Raw genomic sequence first — 25,468 nt, 5'->3', positions numbered from 1 at the left:
AGTGCTAATAGCGGGCGGTGACAAAGTGAGAAGACTGAAAAAAGAACGGCAGCAAGCGCTTAAAGATTCGATTCGAACCAACCCATTTGTTACAGACGAAGAGTTGTCGGCTAAATTCGATGTCAGCGTCCAAACAATCCGCCTGGACCGGATGGAGCTGGCTATTCCTGAGTTGCGGGAACGCATTAAGCACGTAGCTGTGAAAACTTATGAAGATGAAGTGAAATCTTTGCCGATTGACGAAGTGTTCGGAGAGATTATCGATATTGAATTGGATGAACGGGCGATTTCGATTTTCGATGTGAAACCGGAACACGTTTTCCAGCGCAATAAAATTGCAAGGGGCCACCATTTATTCGCACAGGCAAACTCACTTGCGGTTGCGGTCATGAACGACGAATTGGCGCTTACCGTAAAGTCGGAGCTGCAGTTTTTGCGGCCGGTGACTGCGGGCCAACGCATCGTGGCAAAAGCGCAAGTTGTGGAACGCAATCCGGAAAAAAACCGAGCGCATGTCAAAGTGGTGTCTTCAGTAGATCAAGCAACGGTTTTTGTCGGTACATTCGAAATGTACCGAATGACGGAGCAAAGCGAAGGTGATGAACAGTGAAAATAGCAGTAGATGCAATGGGCGGCGACAACGCGCCAAAAGAAATAATTGAAGGTGTATATAAGGCACTGGAAGAATTCGGTGATTTGGAAATTCAACTGTACGGCCATGAAGAAAAAATGGGGCCATACTTGCGGGCACAAGACCGGCTTAGTGTGATTCATTGTGAAGAAATCATCGGAGCGGAAGACGATCCCGTACGAGCTGTGCGGCGCAAAAAAAATGCATCGATGGTGCAGATGGCGCAAGCGGTGAAAGACGGCCGGGCAGATGCTTGTGTATCGGCTGGCAATACAGGCGCTTTGATGGCGGCCGGACTGTTTGTAGTGGGCCGCATCGAAGGTGTCGACCGGCCGGCACTTGCGCCGACATTGCCGACAATCGACGGCAAAGGATTTGTTATGCTCGATATGGGGGCGAACGCGGAAGCGCGTCCGGAGCATCTTGTTCAGTACGCCGTCATGGGCAGCATTTACGCGGAAAAAGTCCGCGGCATCCAAAATCCGACAGTCGGATTATTGAACATCGGAACCGAAGAAAAAAAAGGGAATGAATTGACGAAAGCCGCTTTCCCGTTATTAAAACAGGCGCCGATCAACTTTATTGGCAATGTCGAATCCCGTGACTTGCTGAATGGAGCGGCAGATGTGGTGGTCACGGATGGCTTTACCGGCAATATGGTCCTGAAGACGATCGAAGGAACGGCGATGAACGTTTTTGCGATGATCAAAGATGTTTTCATGGCTTCCACTAAAACGAAAATAGCAGCGATGCTTGTGAAAAATGATTTGAGCGGACTTAAGGGCATGCTTGACTACAGTGAGTATGGCGGTGCCGGATTATTCGGCTTGAAGGCACCTGTCATTAAAGCCCACGGCTCATCAAATGCCAACGCCTTATTCAATGCCATTCGCCAAACTCGCACAATGGTAGAAAATAACGTGACAGGCACGATTCACAGTACATTGGAAAAGGAGCAGCAAAATGAATAAAATCGCCTTTATCTATCCTGGGCAAGGTTCTCAATCAGTAGGAATGGGAGAATCGTTTCTTAATGATAGAACGAGCCGCCAGTTTTTTGAAGGAGCAGACCAAGCGCTTGGCTTTAAGCTGTCTGACTTGATGCTGCAAGGCCCTCAAGAAGAATTGACCCTTACATATCACGCACAACCGGCTCTTTTAACTGTAAGCGCCATGATCACTGAACGATTGAACCGTATGGGAATCGTCCCCGACTATACCGCTGGGCATAGCTTAGGTGAATATAGTGCGCTTGTGGCTTCAGGTGTTCTGCCATTTGAAACGGCGGTCAGCATTGTCCATAAACGCGGCTTGTTCATGAACAGCGCAGTGCCTGCTGGCCAGGGCTCTATGGCGGCAATACTAGGCATGGACAGTGAAGAACTTGAAAAAGTAACGAACGATGCGACGGATTCATCCGGTGTTGTACAGCTTGCCAATTTAAATTGCCCTGGGCAAATCGTCATTTCCGGAACAAAGGCAGGGGTGGAAGAAGCTTGTCGCCTGGCGAAAGAACGTGGTGCAAAACGCGCGATTCCGCTAGACGTGAGCGGGCCATTCCACTCAGAATTGATGCGCCCCGCTTCACAAGATTTGTCGAAAGTGTTGAGCGAAGCTTTTCTTGAAGATGCAGTTGTTCCTGTCGTGACGAATGTGACGGCGAAGAGCGAAACAAATGCGGTACAACTGCAAGATTTGCTTATCCGCCAGCTATATTCCCCGGTTCTTTGGGAACAATCGGTCAGAGAAATGATTGAGCTTGGCGTAACGGTATTTGTCGAAATCGGACCAGGAAAAGTTTTGAGCGGTTTAGTGAAAAAAATCGATCGCTCGGTTACTACTTTGCCGATTTTCGATCAGGAATCTTTTGAAAAAGCGGTAGGGGAGCTGAAAAAATGACCAAATTGACAGGAAAGACAGCCATTGTCACAGGAGCTTCACGCGGAATCGGCGCTGAAATCGCACGCAAATTGGCTGGCGCCGGAGCGAAAGTTGTGGTCAACTATAGCGGCAGCCAGGAAAAAGCAGAAGCAGTCGTTGCTGAAATTCAAGCGAATGGAGGGGAAGCGATTGCTGTAAAAGCAAACGTTTCAGATTCGGAAGCGGTTAAAGCAATGGTCGATGAAACGATGAAAGCATTCAGTTCTGTCGACATTTTAGTCAACAACGCAGGCATCACCCGCGATAATCTTATGATGCGGATGAAAGATGACGAGTGGGATGATGTTATCAACACGAATTTAAAAGGCGTTTTTATCTGCACAAAAGCGGTGACCCGCCAAATGATGAAGCAGCGTTCAGGCCGCATTATCAATATTGCATCGATCGTCGGCGTTATGGGCAATGCTGGACAAGCAAATTATGTTGCTGCAAAAGCAGGCGTCATCGGCTTGACGAAAACGACAGCACGGGAACTGGCAAGCCGCAATATTACGGCGAATGCGGTCGCTCCCGGATTCATCACTACAGACATGACAGACAAGCTGAGTGAGGATATCCAAAAAACGATGCTTTCCCAAATCCCGCTTGGCCGTTTTGGCAAACCGGAAGAAGTGGCGAAAGCGACTCTTTTCCTTGCATCAGATGATTCTTCCTATATGACTGGCCAGACACTTCATCTAGACGGCGGCATGGTCATGTAACAAGAAATTCTGTATACTGATTTGAGGGGAGGTGACGACATTGGCAACAGTATTAGAGCGAGTAACAAAAGTAATCGTGGATCGTCTTGGAGTTGAAGAAAGCGAAGTGAAGCTTGAATCTTCATTTACAGGCGACCTTGGTGCAGACTCACTAGACGTAGTTGAATTGGTTATGGAACTTGAAGATGAATTCGATATGGAAATTTCCGACGAAGACGCTGAAAACATGTCTACAGTAGGCGACGCGGTTAAGTATATCGAAAGCAAGCAATAATCTATAAAAGTTGAACTAATTTATAAAACTATTGGTATTCCGCAAAACAGCTCCACCGTTTTGCTCCATACCGAGAGATATCTTAGCACCGGCGCGTCCACGGGCTAGACGACGCGATAAGATGAGTGTTTTTCTCGGCTTATTGCGAGAGTCATGCCCAAAGCGGTCGAAGCGGTGTTTAACAGGATGATTCTTTAATTCAACTTCTATAGCCTATCAATCCAATTGACGCACAAACGCTTTTACTACGAGCGGTTGTGCGTCAATTCTCTTTTTGCACAATGCAGGAAAACAAGGTAAAATTAGAAGAAGAACAGCAAAGGAAGGCAGATAAAAATGGCCATGAAGAAAAAAGCGAATCATCAAAAAACAGGAGTCCTAAGAGAAAGTGAACGAACAGCTTTCGGACAGCTCCAGCAAGAACTGAATATAGCCTTTAAGCAACCTGCATTGCTTTATCAAGCTTTTACCCATTCATCTTATGTGAATGAGCATCGAAGAAGACATTACACGGATAATGAACGTTTGGAATTTTTAGGCGATGCTGTTTTGGAATTGTCAGTATCCCACTATTTGTACATGAAGTACCCTGAAATGAGCGAAGGGGAGTTGACGAAGCTGCGTGCGGCAATCGTCTGTGAGCCGTCACTTGTCATTTTTGCCAATGAATTGAACTTCGGCAAATACATCTTGCTTGGAAAAGGCGAAGAACTGACAGGCGGAAGAACACGGCCGGCGCTATTGGCGGATGTGTTTGAATCGTTTATCGGTGCTTTGTATTTAGACCAAGGGTTAGACTCTGTAGTGGCATTTTTGGAAGTGGTGTTGTTTCCAAAAGTGGAAATCGGTGCTTTTTCGCATGTGATGGATTATAAGAGCCAGTTGCAGGAACTGGTGCAGCAAAAAAATAATGGTGCTTTGACTTATGAAATTATTGATGAAAAAGGACCTGCACATAGCCGGGTTTTTGTGACGCGCGTTTCACTCGCCGACAAAGAACTGGGCATTGGAAACGGCCGGTCGAAAAAAGAAGCGGAACAACAGGCTGCTCAGCTGGCAATCCGTAAATTGCAGGAAGCCGTGGAGGATTGAAAAAATGTTTTTGAAAAGATTAGAAGTAATGGGATTCAAGTCGTTTGCCGATCGCATCGGAATTGACTTTGTCCCGGGCGTAACCGCAGTGGTCGGACCGAATGGCAGCGGAAAAAGCAACGTCACCGACGCTATCCGCTGGGTGTTGGGTGAACAGTCGGCAAAATCGCTTCGCGGAGCCAAGATGGAAGATGTCATCTTCGGCGGCAGCGATTCCAGAAAACCCCTGAATTTTGCAGAAGTAACGTTAATATTAGACAATACAGACGGACGGATCCCTCTTGATTACAGCGAAATCAGTGTAACTAGGAGGGTTTTTCGCAGTGGCGAAAGTGCCTATTTGCTGAACAAGCAAAACTGCAGGCTAAAAGACATTACAGATCTATTTATGGATTCTGGTTTGGGAAAAGAGGCATTCTCGATTATTTCGCAAGGCCGAGTCGATGAAATCCTGAACAGCAAAGCCGAAGACCGCCGTTCGATTTTTGAAGAAGCGGCAGGAGTTTTGAAATACAAACAGCGAAAGAAAAAAGCGGAAGTGAAATTGAACGAAACTGACGATAACTTGAACCGCGTACTTGATATTTTGCATGAACTTGACGGCCGTATGGAACCATTGCAAATACAGGCGTCTGCGGCGCGGGACTATTTGGAAATGAACGAACAGCTAAGGGATGCAGATATCGGTTTATTGGCGTTCGATATTACACAATTGGAACAAGAACTGAACCGGCTGACTGCAGAGGCTGCTGATCACGCGGAAAAAGAAACGCGGTTAGCTTTGGAAATTGATGGACAGGAAAAACAGATCCGCGCAATCCGAAAAAATTTAACAGGGCTCGACAGTCAGATTGATGAAGCCCAGAATCATTTGGTCGAGGCAAGCAGTGAAAGTGAAAAATGGGAAGGCCGCAAATTGCTCATGTCCGAGAAAAAGAGCAATGCCCATCGGCAAGCTCAGCAATTGCAAGAAATTGTGGCTGCAGAAAAGCTGGAAAACGATTTTTTGCAAAAAAAGTATACCGAACAAGCAGCGCTGCTCGAAGAACGCAAAACAGAACAGCAAAAACTCCGCTCAACCATCAAACAGCTTGAAGACCAATTGAATCGGACGCCAGCTGACATCGATGAAGAAATCGATTCGCACAAATCGGTCTACATCGATTTGATGAACGAACAAGCAAGCGTGAAAAACGAATTGAAAAACATCGATTTGCAAGAACAGCAATTGTCTGAATCGAGCAGCCGAATCGCCGTGCAGCAAACGGATTTTGCGGCGGAAGTGGCAAAAATGGAAGCTGAGAAAGCTGCAGCCGAAGCGAAACTCAAAGACATTCAGCAGTTGCTGGAAGAAAAACGCGCCAAGTACCGGACGACAGAGACGGTATATATTAAACTGAAGGCGGCATACGACGAGAAGCAGTCGATGCTGTTCCAAGCTTATCAATCACAGAAGCAGCTGGCTGCTCGAATTGAAACTTTGCAGGAGTTGGAAGCGGACTTCTCTGGCTTTTTCCAAGGGGTGAGGGAAGTGCTTGTAGCTCGGCAAAATGGCCAGCTTCAGGGCATCGCCGGGGCAGTTGCTGAAATGGCGCAGGTGGACCAAGCATACGCTAAGGCGATTGAAACCGCTCTTGGCGCTTCCAGCCAACATATCATTACTGAAACCGAACAACATGCCCGCGAAGCGATTGATTTCCTCCGGAAAAAGAAAGCGGGGCGTTCTACGTTCCTGCCGATGACCGTCATGAAACCAAGAAAAATTCCGGAACAAACGCTTGCTTCGATTCAAAAGCATCCCTCCTTTGTGAAAATGGCTTATGAGCTCGTGGCATATGATGCTTCTTACCAAATGATTTTTGAAAATCTGCTTGGCAATGTCATCATTGCCAAAGACCTTAAAGGGGCAACAGCAATCGGGAAATTGACTATGAACCGTTACCGCGTCGTGACGCTCGAAGGGGACGTAGTCAATGCAGGAGGATCAATGACCGGGGGCGCCAATAAAACCCAGGCCTCTTTCTTCACCCGGAAAGCAGAGTTGGATCAGTTGATCATACAAGCCGGGAAAATGGCTGAAACGATCAACCAAGCAGAAAAAACGGTGAAGAAAGAACAGGCGGAAGTGCATGAAACGGAACAACAATTAAATAACTTGCGTTCTGAAGGCGAGAAATACCGTGATCTGGAATCCGAGCGAGCCATCATCTTGCGTGAAATTGAAGCGGTATTGAAAACGACAAGAGAACGGTACCAGATTTTCCTGGCAGAGCAGAAAAACAAAGAGTTGGACCTGACGGATGTAACCAGCCGAAAGAAAACAGCGGCCGGCCGCCTGGAAGAGATCGGCGTCGAGTTATCGTCCATTTCTGCACAAATTGATGAATTGACTGATTTTAAACAAAAGAACGAATCTGCACGTGATGCAATTCTGGCAAAATTGGCTGAACAAAAGTCTGCTCTGGCGGTTATGAAAGAGCGTGTGGCGCAGCTTATCGAAAGTGAAGCTGAACTTGCTGAACGGAAACGGAAAAGCGACCGCAAACTGCTTGAAAACCAAAAAGAGCTGGAATGGATTCAATCAGAAGAAGCGTCGAAAGTGTATTCGGATGAAGAAATTCTGGTGGAAATCGCCAAATGGACAGGCAAGAAGCAGGTGGAACAACAAAAAATACAAGACTTGAAACAGCTGCGTTTTGAAAAGCAAGAAAAGTTGGATGTGCTTGAAGTCGAACTTAAAGAAACGCAGCGTTTGTATAAAGGATTTGTTGAAGCGATCCGCATTTGCGAAGTCCAATCGACTCGGGTCGATGTGCAAATGCAAAGCTTTATCGACCAGCTGGAAAATGACTACCAGCTGACGTTAGAAGAAGCAAAACAAGTCGAACTGGCAGACGAAGAATCGGTTGTCCGGAAAAAAGTGAAATTGCTGAAACAATCGATTGAAGAGCTGGGACCAGTCAATGTCGGTGCAATTGAAGAGTATGAACATGTAGCCGAGAGGCACAGTTTCTTGACAGAGCAACGAAATGATTTGAATGAAGCGAAGGATACGCTCCGCACGGTCATTGAGGAAATGGATGAAGAAATGACCAGCCGTTTTGACTCGACTTTCCATGCAATTCGTGTACAATTTCAACGGGTGTTCAAAGAGCTGTTCGGCGGCGGGTCAGCGGATCTGCTCTTAACCAATCCTGCGGACCTGCTTTCAACTGGAGTTGAAATCGTCGCACAGCCACCAGGCAAAAAATTGCAGACTTTAAGTTTGTTGTCTGGCGGTGAACGGGCGCTGACGGCTATTGCTTTGCTGTTTTCGATTTTGAATATCCGTCCGGTGCCATTCTGTGTGCTTGATGAAGTGGAAGCGGCACTTGATGAGTCGAATGTAGTCCGCTATAGCCAATATTTGAAGAAGTTCAGCGAAGACACTCAATTCATTGTCATTACACATCGCAAAGGGACAATGGAAGGCGCAGATGTTCTGTATGGCATCACCATGCAGGAATCTGGTATTTCCAAACTGGTGTCTGTTAAGCTGCAAGAAGAAATGTAAAAGAGGAGTGGACATATGAGTTTCTTTAAAAAACTAAAAGATAAATTCGCCGGAAACCAGGAAGCGGAACAATCGACTGAGAAATACAAAGAAGGGTTAACAAAAACCCGTACAGGCTTTACATCAAAAATCAACGACCTTGTTGCACGATACCGTAAAGTGGACGAAGACTTCTTCGAAGAACTTGAAGAAGTCCTGCTGCAGGCTGATGTCGGTTTTGAAACGGTGATGGAGCTGATGGACCAATTGCGTTTTGAAGTGCAGCGCAAAAACGTTAAAGATACATCCAACGTCCAATCGGTCATTTCCGAAAAATTAGTGGAAATTTACGAAGCGGGCGAAGCTGAAGTGAACGAATTGAAATTCAATGATGAATTGACCGTGATTTTGTTTGTTGGGGTCAACGGTGTCGGCAAAACTACATCGATCGCCAAACTGGCGCACCGCCTGAAAAACGAAGGAAAATCGGTCCTGCTTGCTGCCGGCGATACATTCCGCGCTGGAGCGATTGAACAGTTGGATATCTGGGGCAAACGAGTAGGCGTAGACGTCATTAAGCAAAGCGAAGGATCAGATCCTGCAGCGGTCATGTACGATGCAGTGCGCGCTGCCAAATCACGTAACGTGGACGTTTTGATCTGCGATACAGCCGGCCGTCTGCAAAACAAAGTCAATTTGATGAACGAATTGGAGAAAGTTCATCGCGTGATTTCCCGTGAAATTCCTGGTGCACCTCATGAAGTGCTATTGGCGCTTGATGCTACGACAGGACAAAATGCGCTTATCCAAGCACAGACATTTAAAGAAGTAACCAACGTTACAGGCATCGTCTTGACAAAACTAGACGGTACTGCAAAAGGCGGCATTGTGCTGGCCATCCGCAATAAATTAAAAATTCCAGTAAAATTTGTTGGCCTAGGCGAACAAATGGATGATCTTCAGCCGTTCGATGCCCAAAAGTATGTGTACGGATTGTTTGCTGAAGGGCTTGATAAAGAAGAGGAGCTGGAGAACGCAGAAACAGACAAGTAAAATTACTTGACGCTTGTCCCTGTTTTTTGTATGGTTGTCAGTAGAATAAGCGAGGTGAGCAGCTTTGATGGGATTGGAAAAAACGACGCGGATGAACTATTTATTCGACTTCTATCAGGAATTGCTGACGCCTAAACAGCGCAGTTATATGATGCTTTATTATCTGGACGACCATTCATTGGGAGAAATTGCCGATGAATACAACATTACGCGCCAAGCGGTGTATGATAATATCCGCCGGACAGAAGCGATGCTTGAAGAATACGAAGAAAAACTTCAGTTGTTCGAGAAATTTCAAAAACGGCAGCAACTGGTTTCCTCTTTTGAAAATCAACCGTTTACTGAAGAACGGGTCATGAAGTTTCTGGACCAATTAAAAGAATGGGATTAGGAGGCGGAAAGTGTGGCATTTGAAGGATTAGCCGAACGCCTGCAAGGCACCATCCAACGGATCAAAGGAAAAGGGAAAGTGTCTGAAGCAGACGTCAAAGAAATGATGCGCGAAGTCCGTTTTGCGTTAATCGAAGCGGACGTCAACTTAAAGGTAGTAAAGGAATTTGTGAAAAAAGTAAGCGAACGGGCAATCGGCCAGGATGTTATGGACAGCTTGACGCCTGGACAGCAAGTCGTGAAGATCGTTAAAGATGAACTGACGAACTTGATGGGTGGAGAACAAAGCAAAATTGAGTTTTCTACCAAACAGCCAACAGTCATCATGATGGTTGGTTTGCAAGGCGCCGGTAAAACGACGACTTCCGGGAAACTGGCTGGCATGCTGCGGAAAAAGCACAATCGTAAACCGCTGCTTGTAGCGGCTGACGTTTATCGTCCGGCTGCTGTTCAGCAGCTGGAAACTATCGGCAAACAATTATCGCTTCCAGTCTTTTCGAAAGGGACGGATTTGTCTCCAGTTGAAATCTCCCGCCAAGCGATCGAGTATGCAAAAGCAGAGCATATGGACACCGTGATCATCGATACGGCAGGACGCCTTCATGTTGATGAAAACTTAATGCAAGAGCTAAAAGATATCCGCGCATTAAAAGAGCCGGATGAAATCTTTTTGGTCGTCGATGCCATGACTGGGCAAGACGCCGTCAATGTTGCCCAAAACTTCAATGAAGCGATCGGCATTACCGGCGTTGTCTTGACGAAGCTTGACGGCGATACACGAGGCGGTGCAGCGCTTTCTATCCGTTCCGTTACCGATAAACCGATTAAATTTGTCGGGATGGGCGAAAAAATGGACGCGCTTGAAGCGTTCTACCCAGAACGCATGGCTTCCCGCATCCTTGGGATGGGCGATATGCTGTCGCTGATTGAAAAAGCGCAGACGAACGTTGATGAAGCAAAAGCGAAAGAGCTGGAAGAAAAATTCCGGACTTCTTCGTTTACATTTGATGACTTTTTGGATCAAATGAACCAAGTCAAGCAAATGGGGCCGCTTGATGAGATTTTAAAAATGCTTCCGGGCGCCAATAAAATCAAAGGCATCGAAAACGCAAAAGTGGATGAAAGCCAAATGGGGCGCGTCGAAGCGATTATCCAGTCGATGACCACACAGGAGAAAACAACACCTGAAATCATCAACTCCAATCGCCGGAAACGCATAGCCAAAGGCTCTGGTACAACAATTCAAGACGTAAACCGATTGCTCAAGCAGTTTGAAGACATGAAGAAAATGATGAAGCAAATGTCAGGCATGGCGAACAATAAAAAAGGCAAGAAAAAGATGTCAATGCCGGGATTGGATTCGCTTTTTAAATAAAAATGGTGTGAGTCTTAATTATTGATGACCTACTCTCTCTTAATATGGAGCAAATCGGCGCAGACTCCCGCAGGAAAGCGGAGCCGTTTTGCAGAATATTAATCCAGTCATTTTTTATTTTAAATTATTTTTCAGGTGTTAAGAAAAAATACTTTACAAACTATTTAAAGCTTGCTAATATAATATCTTGTGTGAAACTATTCGGAGGTGCTTTAAGAAATGGCAGTAAAAATTCGTTTAAAACGTATGGGAGCTAAAAAATCTCCTTTTTATCGTATCGTAGTAGCTGATTCACGTGCTCCACGTGACGGCCGTCAGATCCAAACAGTAGGTACTTACAACCCGCTAACAGTTCCAGCTGAAGTTAAAATCGACGAAGAATTAGCGTTGAAATGGCTTCACGATGGCGCGAAACCATCTGATACAGTACGCAACTTGTTTTCTCAAAAAGGCATTATGGAGAAATTCCATAACGACAAATTAAACAAGTAAGGGAGATTTTCTTATGAAGCAGCTGATTGAGACCATTGTGAAACCGCTGGTTGATTATCCGGAAGAAGTTCGAGTTGAAACAGACGAAAATGCAAGCCGAATTGTCTACAAGCTTTCCGTGCATTCAGAAGATACAGGGAAAGTCATCGGTAAACAAGGGCGCGTGGCGAAAGCCATCCGTTCGATTGTGTATTCAGCAGCCGGCAATTATCATAAGAAAAAAACGTTTCTCGATATTGTGGATTAAAAAAGGAAGGAGCCTCGGTTCCTTCCTTTTTTGTCAGCCAAAACAGAACAGAAGTGAAAGGATGTTTGCAAGTGGAATGGTTTAATGTGGGAAAAATCGTCAATACGCACGGAATCCGCGGTGAGGTCCGGGTGATGTCACGCACTGATTTTCCGGAAGAACGTTTCGCAATTGGCACGAAACTGGGACTGTTCAAACCGGATGCGAAAAAACCGATCATGGTGAAAATTGCAAGTCACCGCCAGCATAAAAACTTTGAATTGCTGACATTCGAAGGTTATCCGACAATCAACGATGTGGCCGAATTCAAGGAAGCTTATTTGAGAATCGCTGAACACGATTTGACCGAACTTGAAGAAGGCGCTTTTTACCATCATGAAATTTTGGGCTGCACCGTCTTTTCAACTGAAGGCCAGGAAATTGGTGTTGTCAGCGAAATTCTTGAAACAGGTGCAAACGACGTTTGGGAAGTCAAGCCGAAAAAAGGGAAGATGCATTATATTCCTTATATCGAAGATGTGGTTAAAGAAATTGACATCAACGAGAAAAAAGTGGTCATCGAAGTGCTGGAAGGTTTGTTGTCAGAATGAACATAAACGTTCTTTCAATATTTCCAACTATGTTTGATGGAGTATTTCAGCAATCGATCATGAAGAAAGCACAAGAAAAAAATGCGGTTACGCTAAACGTGGTGGATTTTCGTGAATTTGCCAATAACAAGCGTCAAGTGGATGATTATCCATTTGGCGGCGGGGCCGGAATGGTCTTGAAACCAGAACCGATTTTCAACGCCGTCGAATCGCTGACGAAAGACAAAAAGCCCCGGGTCATTTTGATGTGCCCTCAAGGGGAGCGCTTCACGCAGAAAAAAGCGGAAGAGCTGGCTGGGGAAGAAGAACTGGTATTTATTTGCGGCCATTATGAAGGTTATGATGAACGAATCCGCGAGCATTTGGTGACGGATGAAATTTCTCTCGGTGACTTTGTATTGACTGGCGGGGAATTGGCTGCAATGACTATTATCGACAGCATCGTCAGACTGCTTCCTGGCGTCCTAGGGAACGCTGATTCATCTGTAAGGGATTCTTTCTCAACCGGTTTGCTTGAGCATCCACAGTATACCCGCCCGGCAGATTTCCGCGGTTGGAAAGTGCCAGCTGTACTGACTTCAGGCAACCATGCCCACGTGGATCAGTGGCGTGAAGAGCAGACGCTTAAACGGACATTGGAGCGCCGTCCGGATTTGCTCGAACAAATTGAGCTCACAGCACAGCAAAAGAAAATCATCAGCGAATTAAAAAAACAACAAAGATAAACGGATTTTCCCTTGCACAAGCTGTTGTTAAATGATACTATGGAGTCTGTACTTTTATGTGAAGTACAGGATCACGGTGTTCCGCTGCAACAGGTAAAAAGGTGTAAGAACATCTGTAGAAGGAGAGAAAATGATGCAAAACATTATTTCAGAAATCACTAAAGAACAAATTCGTACAGATCTTCCGGACTTCCGTCCTGGTGATACTGTCCGCGTCCACGTGAAAGTTGTCGAGGGAACACGCGAACGTATCCAAATGTACGAAGGAGTCGTAATCGGTCGCCGTGGGGGCGGAATCAGCGAAACTTTCACTGTCCGCAAAATTTCTTACGGTGTTGGTGTTGAACGTACTTTCCCTGTACACACACCAAAAATCGCACAACTTGACGTTGTCCGTCGCGGTAAAGTTCGTCGTGCGAAACTGTACTACTTGCGTGATCTTCGCGGTAAAGCAGCTCGCATTAAAGAAATTAGATAAGAGTGCATTTAGGAAAGAGGGCGCATGCGCCCTCTTTCTTTTTTTGCCGGACAAACGCACTAAGCAAGTGTTTTGAGGCAGCCTGTTCATCTTCACTATTCTTTGCTAAAAAGACAAAATCCTTGTACAATTAAACGAGAATGTTCGAGGAGGAACGTGCATGGAAACAGAACCAAAGAAAAAAAACGAAGTGTGGGAATGGTCCAAAGCCTTGTTGATTGCCTTCGGACTTGCGGCAATTATCCGCTTTTTCTTTTTCACACCCATTGTCGTAGACGGGGAATCGATGATGCCGACGCTAGAACATGGCGACCGGATGATTGTCAATAAAATCGGTTACAATGTCGGTGAACCTGATCGATTCGATATTGTCGTTTTTCATGCGCCAGAAGAAAAAGACTATATTAAACGGATCATCGGCTTGCCGGGAGATCACTTGGCATACGAAGATGACCAGCTGTATATAAATGGCGAACCGGTGGACGAACCTTATTTGGATTCTTACAAAGAAGGAATTACTGGGACATTAACTGAAGATTTTACTTTAGAAGATATTATTGGGGAAGAAACGGTTCCAGAAGGCCATGTGTTTGTTATGGGCGATAACCGCAGAGCAAGCAAAGACAGCCGGATGATCGGAGCTGTGCCGATGGAAGAAGTGATTGGCAGCACGAGTCTGGTATTTTGGCCAGTGGCTGAAGCTGGAGTTGTGAATTAAGGAGTGTTTTTATGACGATACAATGGTTTCCGGGACATATGGCGAAAGCGCGGAGAGAAGTTACAGAAAAGCTGAAGCTGGTCGATATCATTTTCGAACTAGTGGATGCCAGATTGCCGTTATCTTCGCGGAATCCAATGATTGATCAAGTGATTCAGCAAAAGCCGCGATTGATTATTTTAAACAAAATGGACATGGCGGATGAAGTTGAAACGAAAAAGTGGATCCGCTATTTTGAAAGTGAAGGAACACGGGCAGTTGCCATCAACTCCCTTGAAGGCAGAGGCCTGCAGCTTGTGACAAATGCATCAAAAGAAATATTGGCGGAAAAATGGGACCGGATGATTGCCAAAGGCATCAAGCCGCGCGCCATTCGTGCGATGATCGTCGGCATCCCGAATGTCGGGAAATCGACACTTATCAACCGCCTTTCAAAGAAAAGCTTGGCGAAAACCGGCAATATGCCAGGGGTGACCAAAGCGCAGCAATGGATCAAAGTTGGAAAAGAAATTGAGCTTTTGGATACGCCGGGAATTCTCTGGCCAAAGTTCGAAGATCCGGAAACCGGATTGAAATTGGCGGTGACCGGAGCTATCAAAGATTCAGTTATTCAAATGCAGGAATTGGCGATTTATGCGCTTAAATTCCTGGAAGAAAGATATCCGGAACGCTTGAAGGAACGGTACGGGTTGGATCACATCGACGAAGACATCGTTCATGCGTTTGACCATATTGCCAAAAAGCGCCATATTGCCAATGTAAATGGAGAAGTCGATTACGAAATGGTGGCGGAAATTATTGTGCGCGATATTCGCAATCAGCATCTTGGCCGGGTGACATTTGATTATAAAGATGAAATGATCCTGGATGAAGAAGCCAACTGATTCAGGTGAAAGAGGTTGATCCCGTTTACAGGATCAACCTCTTTTTTAGTTAATAGCGAAAGTGGGGCAAGCAAATGAAAACAGTAACTGAAGTAAAAGACGCCTTAAAACAGGCCGCTCACTGGGCGCCGTGGATGGAAGAATTGCAGCAGGATGAACGAAAAAGTGTGCAGACGCTGTTAAAGCAGTGGATGAAGAAAAAACGGCTGGCGGATGAACTCTTACATAATCACGAATTGAAACTGGCATTTGATCAATCCTTTAAAGAACATCCCGGAAGTTTAGTTGCCGGCATAGACGAAGCGGGAAGAGGGCCGCTAGCGGGACCGGTTGTCACCGCAGCGGTCATATTGCCCCAGGACTGTTCGTTGCTTATAGGCCTGGACGATTCCAAAAAATTGTCCAAAGAAAAGAGGGAAATGTTCGCAAAGCTAATCCGGGAAGTGGCGGTCAGCTATTCAGTCCATGTTCAGCCGCCAGAGGAAATCGATCGCCAAAATATTTATCAGGCGACAAAAACGTCGATGACTGAAGCTGCGCTGGCGCTCGAGCCAAAGCCGGATGTTGTCCTGGCTGATGCAATGAAGCTGGAAATTCCAATGCCTTGTGAATCGATCATAAAAGGCGATGCAAAAAGCTTGGCGATCGCTGCGGCATCCATCCTGGCGAAGACGCAAAGAGATGCCATGATGGAAGCGTATGCTGAACAATATCCCGTTTACGGTTTTGACAAGCACGCTGGGTATGGCACACCTGTACATGTAGAGGCTTTGCGGCAATACGGACCTTGTCCGATTCACCGAAAAACATTTGAACCGGTCAAGTCGATTCTGCATATAAACCGCCAATCCATCTGAATATTGTAAGTTTTTGAAGTATACTCGACAACGGTGGACTTTTTAAGGCAACTTTAATACAATGGTAGAGGCAATAAAATTAAGAAACAGATGTTTGATTGGAGGATGACAGATGAATATCCATGAATATCAGGGGAAACAGATCCTTAAACAATATGGAGTAGCGGTTCCTGAAGGCCATGTTGCTTTTTCTCCAGAAGAAGCAGTTAAAGCGGCTAAAGAACTTGGTACAGATGTTGTTGTGGTGAAAGCCCAAATCCACGCAGGTGGCCGAGGAAAAGCAGGCGGAGTTAAGCTTGCTAAAAATTTAGACGAAGTGCGTACATATTCAAAAGAGCTTTTAGGAAAAGTGCTCGTTACGCATCAAACTGGTCCTGAAGGCAAAGAAGTTAAACGCCTGTATATCGAAGCAGGAAGCGACATCCAAAAAGAATACTACTTAGGATTGGTTCTTGACCGTGAAACTTCTCGCGTGACTCTTATGGGGTCTGAAGAAGGCGGAATGGATATTGAGGAAGTAGCAGCTAATACACCGGAACGCCTTTTCTATGAAGAAATTGATCCGGTTGTAGGTTTGACTGGCTTCCAAGCTCGCCGTATGGCATTCAACATGAACATCCCAGCTAAATTAGTGAACAAAGCATCAAAACTTATGCTTGGCTTGTATCAAGCATACACAGATACAGATGCAGCGATCGTCGAGATCAACCCTCTGGTAGTGACTGGAGATGGACAAGTAGTAGCATTGGATGCGAAATTCAACTTCGATGCAAACTCTTTATACCGCCACCCAGAAGTTATGGAGATGCGCGATTACGATGAAGAAGATGCAAAAGAAATCGAAGCTTCCAAGTATGACTTGAGCTACATTTCTTTGGACGGGAACATCGGCTGTATGGTTAACGGCGCCGGCCTTGCTATGGCAACAATGGATACGATCAACTACTACGGCGGATCACCCGCTAACTTCCTTGACGTTGGGGGCGGTGCCACTGCTGAGAAAGTAACGGAAGCTTTCAAAATCATTCTTTCAGATCAGAATGTAAAAGGAATCTTCGTTAACATTTTCGGCGGTATCATGAAGTGCGATATCATCGCAGAAGGCGTTATCCAAGCGGCTAAAGAAGTCAGCTTGAGCGTTCCTTTAGTGGTGCGTCTTGAAGGCACGAACGTTGAACTAGGCAAAAAACTGCTGAACGAATCAGGTCTTGATATTGTCGCTGCTGGCACTATGGCAGAAGGCGCTAAAAAGATCGTAGAACTTGTAGGCTAAGAAGGGCAGGGACAAAAATGAGTGTATATATTAACAAAGACACGAAAGTACTTGTACAGGGAATTACAGGGTCAACTGCCCTTTTCCACACAAAACAAATGCTTGAATACGGAACGAAAATCGTTGCTGGCGTAACACCCGGCAAAGGCGGAACTGAAGTTGAAGGCGTACCTGTCTTCAATACTGTTGAAGATGCTGTTAAAGCTACAGGTGCTAACGTATCTGTAATTTATGTACCGGCACCTTTTGCTGCTGACGCAATTCTTGAAGCTGTTGAAGCTGAACTTGATATGGCGATCTGTATCACTGAGCACATTCCTGTTTTGGATATGGTCAAAGTGAAGCGTTATATGGAAGGCAAGAAAACACGTTTAGTTGGACCGAACTGCCCAGGCGTTATTACTCCTGACGAATGCAAAATCGGCATCATGCCTGGATATATCCATAAAAAAGGACATGTTGGCGTTGTTTCACGCTCTGGTACATTGACGTATGAAGCGACTCACCAATTGTCTGAAGAAGGAATCGGCCAATCTACAGCAGTAGGTATCGGCGGAGACCCGGTCAACGGCACAAACTTCATCGATGTGTTGAAGGAATTCAACGAAGACGAAGATACTCTTGCGGTTGTTATGATCGGTGAAATCGGCGGAACAGCTGAAGAAGAAGCTGCTGCGTGGGTTAAAGCCAACATGACGAAGCCTGTAGTAGGCTTTATCGGCGGCCAAACAGCTCCAGAAGGAAAACGTATGGGCCATGCCGGTGCGATCATTTCTGGCGGTAAAGGAACAGCTGCAGACAAGATCAAAGCGATGAACGAAGCTGGAATCGAAGTTGCAGACACTCCATCCGTAATCGGCGAAACGTTGATCAAAGTGATCAAAGAAAAAGGCCTTTACGACGCTTGTAAAACCCATTAATTAAAAATAAGACCCAAAACGTTGATATACCGGCGTTTTGGGTCTTTTCTTTTTGCCCTTTTTCAAAAAGTCTCACCAAAGTCTCACATCACCCCTCGATTTTGTAATTCAGGAGCTCACCAAAGTGAAAACTGATTCGTTCAGCAGCATCTTTTTTCTTGTTCTTGGTGATGTGGGTATAGATGTTTTTGGTGGTCTTGGAATCTTCGTGGCCGACTCGGTTCATGATGGCATCGAGTTCGACTTTCGCTTCCGTCAACATCGTGATGTGCGTATGACGCAAAATGTGCGCACCTTCAATTTTAGACAAGCCGGCCTTCATGCATAACCGCCTGGTTCGCTTGTACAAAAACTTGGTCGAATACGGATAGCCGTTCTTCGGCCGGCTGAAAACAAAATTTTCTTCGTGATAGTTTTCGTTATCTACCCGGTATTTCAAAAGGGATTCATTCTGCTTCGCCTTCAAGCGTTTCAGAATCGCCATGATTTGCGAATCCACATCAATGATCCGGATCGCCTTCAAGGATTTCGGCGGCGTCAGCTCATACGATTGCATGTCTGCAATGTTGTCCATCGTCTTGGTGATGCGGATCTGATTGGTATCAAAGAAAACATCGGTCCATTTCAAGGCACACAGTTCGCCAGCGCGCATTCCGGTAAAGGCGAGAAGGGGAAACCATTCCTGGTCATGTAACAAGCCATGGGTTTCGGCAGCCTTCAAAAATTTCTCCAATTCATCCACTTCGAAATACTTTTCGCTAATTTTCTCGTTTTCAATTTCTTCAACGGATTTTCGTTTTCTCGGCACGATTGTTTCGGTCACGGGGTTGTCCATACGCAGCTTCTGTTTCTTGGCGTGCTGAAAGACAAAACGGGTCGTCACTTTAGCATGATCCAATAAGGATTTCGAATAGCCTTTCTCGTACATATCCAGCAGCATGTCTTGAATCATTTGGTGCGTGATGCGACCAACGACAACATCCCCGAAATATCGATTAATATTCTTCAAGGACGACTCCCTGCTGCGGACCGTGGATCTTTTTACGCCACTTTTCTCGTAAACGCGCATCCAATCCTCAGCCACTTCCGCAAAGGTGATGTGTTTCGCTTTGATGCGGTCGATGCCTTTCGCCAAATCCTCCAAGGCTTCCTTTACTTTCTGTTGAGCCAACACTTTCTTCTTCGCTTGTTTGCGGATCGTTTTCCGTTTGTTCGTGATCGGATCACGCGGCCCTTCTGCGTAACATTCCCAACTTCCGCTTGCGGTTTTTTTGCAATTCATGGCATACACTCCTCCGGTTCACCATATCATCAAAAGGCACCCCTTTGCGGTACAAAGTGAATGATTTAAACATGGTTTTGGTACGATTTTACCCTTTGTAGCCGATTAATGGTACATTTTTTCGATTTGAACCGGTTTCCCGTATTCATCGCTGTAGCTTTTAACCTCACCAACCAGCTGGCCATCAATTTTCGTGATTCGGCTGAAAACGGGGAAGAGGCCGGGCTTTTTTTCGTGCAGATCCGATAATTCTTTGAGTGCTATGTATGTTTTCTTTTCCATTGAAATTCCTCAATTCCATTATTGGGCCATCCAATTTCGTATGTATTGTTCCAACCGTTTCTCGGCAAACTTACGCTCAACTGCAAACTTCTCCATGATCATCCATACCGCGTCACGCTCGTAAGCTGGCAAGTTAATGTTGTTTAACATGAAAGAGGGGATACAGAGGTTCTGAGCGAAGTTATCAGCTTTCCATTCTTGAAACTCTCGCATCATAACGGAAATTAACGCTTGGTCCCCGGCATGCCAGCGAGCATGACATAATTCGTGTCCAAAATCTTCCCATTGCTTGGAATCGGATTGACGGATGTCTAAAAAAATATTGCCATCTACATACATAGCATCATGCGGAATGTAATGAACTGTTAATCCTAATCGCGATGAAACTGTTTCGATATTCAATTGATGCGGATGAAAAATGCTGATGTTGTTTAAGAGTTGTCGGATGTACTCTTCTAAATGATTGTATGTATTTCCCATAAGACCACTCCTTTTTTAGAACGCATGTTCCCTTATATTGTAAAAGAAAAACCCACTTATGGGAAGTGAGTTTTAGCAAACAAGTTTAAGGGGAATTAAAAAGTAAATATAAAATTAATTCATTGCTAATAATTTTTCTTTGATATAACATAAAACCCAAGGAGGGGTGTATATGTCAGCTGAAGAAAAATTCTTTGATTATGCTTTGAAAAAGTTACTTCTAGAAAAAAAGAAGCATGATGAAGAATATCAACGTGTTTCAGATGCTATCGATGCAACCCAGGAACGAATGAAAGAAAATCGAAAAAAGTTTGACCTTATTCGAAATAAATAGCTATTGGTGAGACAAGAGTGTCATTTGAAGAAACGAGGCCAATCTCAATTAATAGAGTATCTAAAATCATAGGTATTGAATAAAGGTTAGAATAGTCGGGCGTTTCTTGCGGAACGCTTATTTTTCTTGTCTTTTTTCCTATTATTGTGACTTTTAAATCCGATGATAGCGCAGGGTATTTAAACATTAAAACTTTAGGATCTTCTCTAAGGAAAGCTGGTTTCAAATAAGTAAATGAATTCTCAAGTTTAGCAAATGTCGAGGTTGGAAGGAAACTCTGTAAGTATGTAATCATTTCTTGGATACCAGTAAACTTTGCAGTTGTTAAAGCAAGTTGTACTTCTCCTTCTTGAATAGTATCGTTTATCTTTTTCTCCTCTATTTTTCTTTGAGCCGAATTCGCAATACTTTTTAACTGGAAGTCCTTTTGGATTTTAATGTTTTCTAGATTACTATACAAATCAAAAAAAGATACTTTGCTTAGTAAATCTGGATTCATAAGGCCATGCAAATAGTCGGTATCAAAAAACTGAAAAGAAGTTTGAAATTCAATGTATTCATTTTCATTAGCCTCTTCAAAATTTTTGATTAAATCTTTTTCTTTTAGATGCTTTATCAATTGAAAAAGAGCATCATCATGCAATTTTTTTGTAATTAATTCGCGTCCTGTTTCGGTCTGAGTAAGAGAAGTGGTTTCTGACCATCCTTTCGTCAAATCTAACTTCACTTCAACTTTTCCTGAGGGAGTATCTAATAAAAAGGGAACAGATATCTTGCCAGAATCCACACTTGCATTTGAACCGAAAAGTGAACTTTTATTTTTAGATTTTTCAGAAGCGTCTGCAACTGATTGCTCTCTTTCGTTCGCGGTTTCTCCTGGCAGTCCTTCATTAATTTGAGATAAAAACGAATGAATTAAATCAGTATCTAAGTACAATATTTCTTTCACAATAATTCCTCCTTATTTTTTCTTCGATGTACTTAATCTTTCACTTTTAACAATTATAGGAAAACTTTTTTGCTGTTTAAAAGAAAACCCTGCGAGAAGCAGGGGGGTTAAGTGTTAAGTATTTTAGTTTTTTCAACTTGGAATTCAGCTTCTGTTAAAATGCCTTGTTCCTTCAATTTGGATATTTGTTCAAGTTGTTGATATTTATCCAGTTGAGGAGCTGCGGCATGAGGTTGTGTAGATGAGCCAGAATGAGCTGATGCTATTTGTTTACGGACACTATCCAATAGCTTTGTCAAATGTTTATCGTCCTTAATATCATCAAAGACTCGCTTTTCACGACCAGAAGTTACATGCAATTCTTTCTTTAAAAACCCATCGGCAGCCAACGAAATGCTACTCATGCTTTTGTAATCCATAATTTCTGTAAATTCTTTATTAATTGAGTTTGAAGAGTAAACTAATTTCTGATCTGTTGCAATCAAAACTCCTTTAACTTCTTTGCCTCCAGCCATATCGTATTCAACAGGAACAGTAGCGAACACATTTTCATCTTTGCCAAGTAATTGGTCTCTTATGCGATTTATAGCAACAGAATAAGCAATTCTATTCATCTGTTCATTATATCCAGAATCAGAACCGAAGAATCTTTCTAGATCTGTTTGCTCTGCTAATTTCTTCGCTTCTTTCTTCTCGGTGCGGGCTGCACTGTCAATTGCACGTTGTTTTTCTCTCGCTGCTGCTTTTTCTTGTCGCAAACGCTCTCTTTCAGCTTTATCTGCATCCAACTTTGCTTGTTCTTCTGCGCTTACTTCCTTTTTCTTAAAGAAACCCATACTAACATCCCCTTTAGTAGATAGATTTAGTAAAACAAAAATTGTAATATCTTACTATTTACCTTGCTTCTTCAATATCTCCCACACTGCTAAAAGAGCTTCTTTTCGCTCTTCCGGGCTTTCTTTGAATTCTTTATAGAATTTGTCTACTTTTGGATCGCTAACCCATGCCTCAAAAGGGTCTTCGGTAAAGACAGGAGGAGGTATTTCATCCCGACCTAACAAATAATCAGTAGAAGTATCTAGAACATCAGCTAACAGAAGGAGCATGTCATTTGAAGGCGTACTATGCCCATTTTCGTAGTTACTGATTGTTGCTTTTGTGGTATTAACGCGTTTAGCCAACTCTTCTTGCGTCCATCTTTTACTCTTTCTAGCTGCCTTTAATCTTGTTGATAACATGGTATTCCTCCTCCCTTGATGTACAAGTATATTGTACATCATTGATTAAGAATAAAAATAAAAGTACAAGAAAATTGTATTTAAGTGTTGACGTACAAGAATCTTGTATATATACTAAAAGTACAAGTTGTTCATACATAGGAGGTGAGAAAAATGAAAAATCATAACCTAATTAAAGCTAGGAAGAAAAAGAACCTTACTCAGGATCAGCTTGCAAAGATGCTCGGATACAAAGGAAAACAATCTGTAGCCAACTGGGAGAACAACTACATTTCTCCACCATTAGAAACAGCTATCTTGATTTCACAGTTACTAGATGAAGATATCAACTTTTTATTTAAACAAAATGTACAAGAAACTCATACAAGAAAGCGAGTCGCCATCTAAGGAAGGGGAGGATTTACCGAAAGGATTGCTCTAACCAGGGCATCCTAACCCTTACTAGGAAATATTAAACAAAGAAAAGAGGCGAAAACATGAATCAATTGCAAAATTTTTCCCATTCCAACTTTGGAAGATTAGAGCTGCTTAATTTAGAAGATAAAGTTCATTTTCCTGCAACTGATATGGCTAAGAAATTAGGTTACGCAAATGCAAGCGATGCTATCAATCGTCACTGTAAGAAAGATGGGGTCGTGTTTCACGAGGTCATCGATTCACTTGGAAGAAACCAAAAAAAGAAGTTCATTAATGAAGGTAATCTATATCGCTTGATTGCAAATTCAAAACTTCCTGAAGCCGAACGCTTTGAATCATGGGTATTCGACCAAGTACTTCCGTCGATAAGAAAACATGGAGCATACATGACGCCTGATACGTTGCACCAAGCAATCGCGAATCCGGATTTTGCAATCGGGTTGTTGACTAACTTAAAAGAAGAACAACAGAAACGGCAAGTGGCCGAATTGAAGTTGGAGCAACAAAAGCCGAAAGTTCTTTTTGCAGATTCAGTTGAAGCAAGTGAGTCGTCAATTTTGATTAGAGAGCTTGCAGTGATATTGAAGCAAAACGGAGTGAATACTGGGGAAAAGCGATTATTTGAATGGCTTCGATCTAACGGGTATTTGGTGAAGCGCTTAGGGACCGACCGAAACACGCCAACTCAACGGAGCATGGAAATGGGATTGTTTGAGATTAAAGAAACGCCTATCAACCATAACAGCGGTTTGATCACTGTGAACAAAACCACAAAGGTCACTGGCAAAGGTCAGGTGTATTTCATTAACAAGCTTTTATCTGAAGCGTCTTTAATCGCTCAGTAGAATGATTAGCAGAAGGAGGAATAATAGTGATTTCAAAAATGGATAACGATGTGACACTTTGCAAGATGGGCGATGGAACGTTGTTTTCTGGAGTGTTCAGAGACCAAAACGGAGAGCCAAGAGGTATTGCTTTTACTAAGACGCCTAACGATATTGCTGGCGGTGTAGCGTTTCAAATTGACAATATAGAAGGCTTCACAGGCTTTATGCTTCCGGTAATTGCATTGATGGAAGAATGGCAAAAGGCTGGATTTATAGCTGGTTCAGAAGAAGAACTAAAAGAGTTTTTCGAAGGCATCGCAGGATTAAAAGAAACACTGGAACCATTCAAACCAAAAGCTAAATAGTTCGACCATAAGGTTCATTAAAAACGAGGAAAAGGGCGCGAGGGACGCCCAGTAGAGAAGGGAGAATCACCATGGAACAAACAACAATGATCGTGATGTCTGTCGAGGATTTGCGGAACATCATCCGCGAGGAAGTGGGGAAGGCGGTTGAAAAGGTAGAGCCAAAAAGGGATTTGCCACATTTTCTGACTAGGCAAGAAGCCCAGGAGCTGTTGAGGGTCAGCGAGTCGAAAATGTTTGAACTGATGGGCCGCAAAGACTTTCCGGTATGCCGGGAGTTCGGAGTGAAAATCTATACGGAAAAGCTATTTGACTGGATCGAGCAACATCTGCCTGAGGGTGGGAAGAAGCGCGTTTTTCGTTCCATAAGTTAATTATAAAACAACATTTCGTCGCTAACGGTACACACGGAGTTAACTTGGTAACGAAATGAGACAACTAAATAGGGAAAGGGAGAGTTTTTGTGAAAAAGACAAAATTAACGGAGGCTATGCGGGAGATACGAGGAGAGAAAACCCAACAGCAAATGGCGTTGGACTTCAACTTATCAAGAGAAGCTTACTCAAAAATGGAGAACGGCAGCCGAAAGGTTCAGGCCGATATCGCACTACGAATGATGGAAAGGGGTGACAATGCTCGATTCGCCTTTGAGTTGCGTCACCAGTACACCAACACAGGCCCAAGATGGTTAGACGGCCCGAATGTGGATTTGCATCATGCAAGTGTTAAGGAGAAGACGTTGGAAGAACTGGAAGAAGCGATGAAGGCGCTGCGTGAGTTCAACTTAGCGCGTTCCCTGAAAAGCATTTCGCATTGGGAACGGCCGGAAGCAGAAAAAGTGTTAGAGGAAATGGTCGAAGCCGTGACAGCACTCGAACATATGGTAGCCATACTTTGTGAGAACTTGGAAATCAGTTTCGTGGATACTTGGCAGAATCATTACTTACAACTCAAAGCGAAAGGGTGGCTTTCATGATTATCGAACCCGGCGAATTTCTTCATAACTACATATCGATCAGCATGATTGTTTTGATTAGTTTCGCATTAGGTTCACAGTGGGGCAGCTTAAAAAATGGCAGTAAAAAAGCCGACTGATGGGTCAGCCGGCGTTTCGAAAAATA

General features: G+C 44.1%; 33 protein-coding genes. 27 read left to right on the top strand and 6 right to left on the bottom strand.

Annotated features, from left to right (window positions below; genetic code table 11):
* Nucleotides 1-25 precede the first annotated feature (25 nt).
* The 20 genes from fapR (at nt 26) to sucD (ending at nt 18,173) form a co-directional block, all read left to right on the top strand.
* On the top strand, nt 26-610 hold the full coding sequence (gene fapR / locus FQV28_RS08650; protein WP_146495561.1) for a transcription factor FapR: 585 nt from the start codon (nt 26-28) through the stop codon (nt 608-610).
* Nucleotides 607-1,602, top strand: a complete 996-nt coding sequence (gene plsX / locus FQV28_RS08645) for a phosphate acyltransferase PlsX (protein WP_146495559.1) — start codon at nt 607-609, stop codon at nt 1,600-1,602. The genes fapR and plsX overlap by 4 nt, the downstream gene beginning before the upstream one ends.
* A complete protein-coding gene (fabD, locus tag FQV28_RS08640) occupies nt 1,595-2,530 on the top strand; it encodes an ACP S-malonyltransferase (protein ID WP_146495557.1) in 936 nt (311 codons plus the stop codon). Before plsX ends, fabD begins: the two co-directional genes overlap by 8 nt.
* Nucleotides 2,527-3,273: a 3-oxoacyl-[acyl-carrier-protein] reductase gene (gene fabG / locus FQV28_RS08635; protein WP_146495555.1), complete on the top strand. Its 747-nt coding sequence runs from the start codon at nt 2,527-2,529 to the stop codon at nt 3,271-3,273. The genes fabD and fabG overlap by 4 nt, the downstream gene beginning before the upstream one ends.
* A gap of 40 nt (nt 3,274-3,313) precedes the next feature.
* A complete protein-coding gene (acpP, locus tag FQV28_RS08630) occupies nt 3,314-3,547 on the top strand; it encodes an acyl carrier protein (protein ID WP_146495553.1) in 234 nt (77 codons plus the stop codon).
* A 336-nt stretch (nt 3,548-3,883) separates the two neighbouring features.
* The gene (gene rnc / locus FQV28_RS08625; RefSeq protein ID WP_146495551.1) at nt 3,884-4,639 is read left to right on the top strand and encodes a ribonuclease III; all 756 of its coding nucleotides are present in this window, start codon (nt 3,884-3,886) and stop codon (nt 4,637-4,639) included.
* A gap of 4 nt (nt 4,640-4,643) precedes the next feature.
* Nucleotides 4,644-8,192, top strand: coding sequence for a chromosome segregation protein SMC (gene smc, locus FQV28_RS08620; RefSeq protein ID WP_146495550.1), 3,549 nt, complete (start codon nt 4,644-4,646; stop codon nt 8,190-8,192).
* A gap of 15 nt (nt 8,193-8,207) precedes the next feature.
* On the top strand, nt 8,208-9,224 hold the full coding sequence (ftsY, locus tag FQV28_RS08615) for a signal recognition particle-docking protein FtsY (protein WP_146495549.1): 1,017 nt from the start codon (nt 8,208-8,210) through the stop codon (nt 9,222-9,224).
* A gap of 67 nt (nt 9,225-9,291) precedes the next feature.
* Nucleotides 9,292-9,615 carry a putative DNA-binding protein gene (locus tag FQV28_RS08610; RefSeq protein WP_146495547.1) on the top strand — a complete coding sequence of 108 codons (324 nt, stop codon included), beginning with the start codon at nt 9,292-9,294 and terminating at the stop codon, nt 9,613-9,615.
* Nucleotides 9,616-9,627: 12 nt separating this feature from the next.
* The gene (gene ffh, locus FQV28_RS08605) at nt 9,628-10,989 is read left to right on the top strand and encodes a signal recognition particle protein (RefSeq protein ID WP_146495545.1); all 1,362 of its coding nucleotides are present in this window, start codon (nt 9,628-9,630) and stop codon (nt 10,987-10,989) included.
* 219 nt (nt 10,990-11,208) lie between these two features.
* Nucleotides 11,209-11,481: a 30S ribosomal protein S16 gene (rpsP, locus tag FQV28_RS08600; protein ID WP_084245140.1), complete on the top strand. Its 273-nt coding sequence runs from the start codon at nt 11,209-11,211 to the stop codon at nt 11,479-11,481.
* Between the two features lie 13 nt (nt 11,482-11,494).
* Nucleotides 11,495-11,728 (top strand): KH domain-containing protein, encoded by a 234-nt coding sequence (locus tag FQV28_RS08595; RefSeq protein ID WP_106531959.1) that lies wholly within the window; start codon nt 11,495-11,497, stop codon nt 11,726-11,728.
* Nucleotides 11,729-11,799: 71 nt separating this feature from the next.
* A complete protein-coding gene (gene rimM, locus FQV28_RS08590) occupies nt 11,800-12,318 on the top strand; it encodes a ribosome maturation factor RimM (protein WP_146495543.1) in 519 nt (172 codons plus the stop codon).
* A complete protein-coding gene (gene trmD, locus FQV28_RS08585; RefSeq protein WP_146495541.1) occupies nt 12,315-13,043 on the top strand; it encodes a tRNA (guanosine(37)-N1)-methyltransferase TrmD in 729 nt (242 codons plus the stop codon). The genes rimM and trmD overlap by 4 nt, the downstream gene beginning before the upstream one ends.
* A gap of 133 nt (nt 13,044-13,176) precedes the next feature.
* A complete protein-coding gene (gene rplS / locus FQV28_RS08580) occupies nt 13,177-13,521 on the top strand; it encodes a 50S ribosomal protein L19 (RefSeq protein WP_146495539.1) in 345 nt (114 codons plus the stop codon).
* A gap of 160 nt (nt 13,522-13,681) precedes the next feature.
* A complete protein-coding gene (gene lepB / locus FQV28_RS08575; protein WP_146495538.1) occupies nt 13,682-14,239 on the top strand; it encodes a signal peptidase I in 558 nt (185 codons plus the stop codon).
* Between the two features lie 11 nt (nt 14,240-14,250).
* Nucleotides 14,251-15,123 carry a ribosome biogenesis GTPase YlqF gene (gene ylqF / locus FQV28_RS08570; RefSeq protein ID WP_146495536.1) on the top strand — a complete coding sequence of 291 codons (873 nt, stop codon included), beginning with the start codon at nt 14,251-14,253 and terminating at the stop codon, nt 15,121-15,123.
* Between the two features lie 74 nt (nt 15,124-15,197).
* Complete coding sequence (locus FQV28_RS08565; protein ID WP_146495534.1) at nt 15,198-15,980, top strand: ribonuclease HII; 783 nt, start codon at nt 15,198-15,200, stop codon at nt 15,978-15,980.
* Nucleotides 15,981-16,092: 112 nt separating this feature from the next.
* Entirely contained in the window at nt 16,093-17,253 is a 1,161-nt protein-coding gene (gene sucC, locus FQV28_RS08560) for an ADP-forming succinate--CoA ligase subunit beta (RefSeq protein ID WP_146495532.1), read from the top strand.
* Between the two features lie 17 nt (nt 17,254-17,270).
* Nucleotides 17,271-18,173, top strand: a complete 903-nt coding sequence (sucD, locus tag FQV28_RS08555; protein WP_146495530.1) for a succinate--CoA ligase subunit alpha — start codon at nt 17,271-17,273, stop codon at nt 18,171-18,173.
* A gap of 88 nt (nt 18,174-18,261) precedes the next feature.
* Here sucD and FQV28_RS08550 read toward each other — a convergent pair whose 3' ends face one another.
* The 3 genes from FQV28_RS08550 to FQV28_RS08545 all read right to left on the bottom strand — a co-directional run bounded on the left by FQV28_RS08550 (nt 18,262) and on the right by FQV28_RS08545 (nt 20,217).
* The gene (locus tag FQV28_RS08550; protein WP_146495528.1) at nt 18,262-19,455 is read right to left on the bottom strand and encodes a tyrosine-type recombinase/integrase; all 1,194 of its coding nucleotides are present in this window, start codon (nt 19,453-19,455) and stop codon (nt 18,262-18,264) included.
* A 105-nt stretch (nt 19,456-19,560) separates the two neighbouring features.
* On the bottom strand, nt 19,561-19,737 hold the full coding sequence (locus tag FQV28_RS19195) for a hypothetical protein (RefSeq protein WP_186763823.1): 177 nt from the start codon (nt 19,735-19,737) through the stop codon (nt 19,561-19,563).
* An 18-nt stretch (nt 19,738-19,755) separates the two neighbouring features.
* A complete protein-coding gene (locus tag FQV28_RS08545) occupies nt 19,756-20,217 on the bottom strand; it encodes an ImmA/IrrE family metallo-endopeptidase (protein WP_146495526.1) in 462 nt (153 codons plus the stop codon).
* A gap of 172 nt (nt 20,218-20,389) precedes the next feature.
* On the opposite strand from FQV28_RS08545, the gene FQV28_RS19190 reads away from it, so the two are divergent.
* Complete coding sequence (locus FQV28_RS19190; protein WP_186763822.1) at nt 20,390-20,551, top strand: hypothetical protein; 162 nt, start codon at nt 20,390-20,392, stop codon at nt 20,549-20,551.
* Here FQV28_RS19190 and FQV28_RS08540 read toward each other — a convergent pair.
* From FQV28_RS08540 to FQV28_RS08530, 3 genes are all read right to left on the bottom strand, one after another.
* Entirely contained in the window at nt 20,535-21,500 is a 966-nt protein-coding gene (locus FQV28_RS08540) for a DUF6414 family protein (protein WP_146495524.1), read from the bottom strand. The two genes, FQV28_RS19190 and FQV28_RS08540, sit on opposite strands and share 17 nt — an antisense overlap.
* Before the next feature lie 107 nt (nt 21,501-21,607).
* Entirely contained in the window at nt 21,608-22,336 is a 729-nt protein-coding gene (locus tag FQV28_RS19185; protein ID WP_186763821.1) for a PH domain-containing protein, read from the bottom strand.
* Between the two features lie 54 nt (nt 22,337-22,390).
* Nucleotides 22,391-22,738 (bottom strand): helix-turn-helix domain-containing protein, encoded by a 348-nt coding sequence (locus FQV28_RS08530; RefSeq protein ID WP_146495522.1) that lies wholly within the window; start codon nt 22,736-22,738, stop codon nt 22,391-22,393.
* A gap of 153 nt (nt 22,739-22,891) precedes the next feature.
* Here FQV28_RS08530 and FQV28_RS08525 point away from each other — a divergent pair, with 153 nt between their 5' ends.
* The 6 genes from FQV28_RS08525 to FQV28_RS19465 all read left to right on the top strand — a co-directional run bounded on the left by FQV28_RS08525 (nt 22,892) and on the right by FQV28_RS19465 (nt 25,442).
* Complete coding sequence (locus FQV28_RS08525; protein WP_146495520.1) at nt 22,892-23,125, top strand: helix-turn-helix transcriptional regulator; 234 nt, start codon at nt 22,892-22,894, stop codon at nt 23,123-23,125.
* 89 nt (nt 23,126-23,214) lie between these two features.
* Nucleotides 23,215-24,000 carry a phage antirepressor gene (locus FQV28_RS08520; protein ID WP_146495518.1) on the top strand — a complete coding sequence of 262 codons (786 nt, stop codon included), beginning with the start codon at nt 23,215-23,217 and terminating at the stop codon, nt 23,998-24,000.
* A gap of 26 nt (nt 24,001-24,026) precedes the next feature.
* On the top strand, nt 24,027-24,347 hold the full coding sequence (locus tag FQV28_RS08515) for a hypothetical protein (protein ID WP_146495516.1): 321 nt from the start codon (nt 24,027-24,029) through the stop codon (nt 24,345-24,347).
* A 71-nt stretch (nt 24,348-24,418) separates the two neighbouring features.
* Nucleotides 24,419-24,721 (top strand): DNA-binding protein, encoded by a 303-nt coding sequence (locus FQV28_RS08510; protein ID WP_370455124.1) that lies wholly within the window; start codon nt 24,419-24,421, stop codon nt 24,719-24,721.
* 116 nt (nt 24,722-24,837) lie between these two features.
* On the top strand, nt 24,838-25,323 hold the full coding sequence (locus tag FQV28_RS08505; RefSeq protein ID WP_146496186.1) for a helix-turn-helix domain-containing protein: 486 nt from the start codon (nt 24,838-24,840) through the stop codon (nt 25,321-25,323).
* Nucleotides 25,320-25,442, top strand: a complete 123-nt coding sequence (locus FQV28_RS19465; RefSeq protein WP_255472854.1) for a hypothetical protein — start codon at nt 25,320-25,322, stop codon at nt 25,440-25,442. The genes FQV28_RS08505 and FQV28_RS19465 overlap by 4 nt, the downstream gene beginning before the upstream one ends.
* Nucleotides 25,443-25,468: the final 26 nt, after the last annotated feature.

The sequence above is a fragment of the Planomicrobium sp. CPCC 101079 genome (assembly GCF_007859275.1).
Lineage (GTDB): Bacteria > Bacillota > Bacilli > Bacillales_A > Planococcaceae > Planococcus.
This window is presented reverse-complemented; position numbering and strand designations above follow the sequence as displayed.

What these genes read in the sequence shown, in the direction of transcription:
- fabD (WP_146495557.1), top strand. Translation starts at nt 1,595, where the DNA reads ATGAATAAAATCGCCTTTATCTATCCTGGGCAAGGTTCTCAATCAGTA.
- fabG (WP_146495555.1), top strand. Translation starts at nt 2,527, where the DNA reads ATGACCAAATTGACAGGAAAGACAGCCATTGTCACAGGAGCTTCACGC.
- rnc (WP_146495551.1), top strand. Translation starts at nt 3,884, where the DNA reads ATGGCCATGAAGAAAAAAGCGAATCATCAAAAAACAGGAGTCCTAAGA.
- smc (WP_146495550.1), top strand. Translation starts at nt 4,644, where the DNA reads ATGTTTTTGAAAAGATTAGAAGTAATGGGATTCAAGTCGTTTGCCGAT.
- ftsY (WP_146495549.1), top strand. Translation starts at nt 8,208, where the DNA reads ATGAGTTTCTTTAAAAAACTAAAAGATAAATTCGCCGGAAACCAGGAA.
- FQV28_RS08610 (WP_146495547.1), top strand. Translation starts at nt 9,292, where the DNA reads ATGGGATTGGAAAAAACGACGCGGATGAACTATTTATTCGACTTCTAT.
- rpsP (WP_084245140.1), top strand. Translation starts at nt 11,209, where the DNA reads ATGGCAGTAAAAATTCGTTTAAAACGTATGGGAGCTAAAAAATCTCCT.
- FQV28_RS08595 (WP_106531959.1), top strand. Translation starts at nt 11,495, where the DNA reads ATGAAGCAGCTGATTGAGACCATTGTGAAACCGCTGGTTGATTATCCG.
- trmD (WP_146495541.1), top strand. Translation starts at nt 12,315, where the DNA reads ATGAACATAAACGTTCTTTCAATATTTCCAACTATGTTTGATGGAGTA.
- rplS (WP_146495539.1), top strand. Translation starts at nt 13,177, where the DNA reads ATGCAAAACATTATTTCAGAAATCACTAAAGAACAAATTCGTACAGAT.
- lepB (WP_146495538.1), top strand. Translation starts at nt 13,682, where the DNA reads ATGGAAACAGAACCAAAGAAAAAAAACGAAGTGTGGGAATGGTCCAAA.
- ylqF (WP_146495536.1), top strand. Translation starts at nt 14,251, where the DNA reads ATGACGATACAATGGTTTCCGGGACATATGGCGAAAGCGCGGAGAGAA.
- FQV28_RS08565 (WP_146495534.1), top strand. Translation starts at nt 15,198, where the DNA reads ATGAAAACAGTAACTGAAGTAAAAGACGCCTTAAAACAGGCCGCTCAC.
- sucC (WP_146495532.1), top strand. Translation starts at nt 16,093, where the DNA reads ATGAATATCCATGAATATCAGGGGAAACAGATCCTTAAACAATATGGA.
- sucD (WP_146495530.1), top strand. Translation starts at nt 17,271, where the DNA reads ATGAGTGTATATATTAACAAAGACACGAAAGTACTTGTACAGGGAATT.
- FQV28_RS08550 (WP_146495528.1), bottom strand. Translation starts at nt 19,455, where the DNA reads ATGAATTGCAAAAAAACCGCAAGCGGAAGTTGGGAATGTTACGCAGAA.
- FQV28_RS19195 (WP_186763823.1), bottom strand. Translation starts at nt 19,737, where the DNA reads ATGGAAAAGAAAACATACATAGCACTCAAAGAATTATCGGATCTGCAC.
- FQV28_RS08545 (WP_146495526.1), bottom strand. Translation starts at nt 20,217, where the DNA reads ATGGGAAATACATACAATCATTTAGAAGAGTACATCCGACAACTCTTA.
- FQV28_RS19190 (WP_186763822.1), top strand. Translation starts at nt 20,390, where the DNA reads ATGTCAGCTGAAGAAAAATTCTTTGATTATGCTTTGAAAAAGTTACTT.
- FQV28_RS19185 (WP_186763821.1), bottom strand. Translation starts at nt 22,336, where the DNA reads ATGGGTTTCTTTAAGAAAAAGGAAGTAAGCGCAGAAGAACAAGCAAAG.
- FQV28_RS08530 (WP_146495522.1), bottom strand. Translation starts at nt 22,738, where the DNA reads ATGTTATCAACAAGATTAAAGGCAGCTAGAAAGAGTAAAAGATGGACG.
- FQV28_RS08525 (WP_146495520.1), top strand. Translation starts at nt 22,892, where the DNA reads ATGAAAAATCATAACCTAATTAAAGCTAGGAAGAAAAAGAACCTTACT.
- FQV28_RS08520 (WP_146495518.1), top strand. Translation starts at nt 23,215, where the DNA reads ATGAATCAATTGCAAAATTTTTCCCATTCCAACTTTGGAAGATTAGAG.
- FQV28_RS08510 (WP_370455124.1), top strand. Translation starts at nt 24,419, where the DNA reads ATGGAACAAACAACAATGATCGTGATGTCTGTCGAGGATTTGCGGAAC.
- FQV28_RS08505 (WP_146496186.1), top strand. Translation starts at nt 24,838, where the DNA reads ATGCGGGAGATACGAGGAGAGAAAACCCAACAGCAAATGGCGTTGGAC.
- FQV28_RS19465 (WP_255472854.1), top strand. Translation starts at nt 25,320, where the DNA reads ATGATTATCGAACCCGGCGAATTTCTTCATAACTACATATCGATCAGC.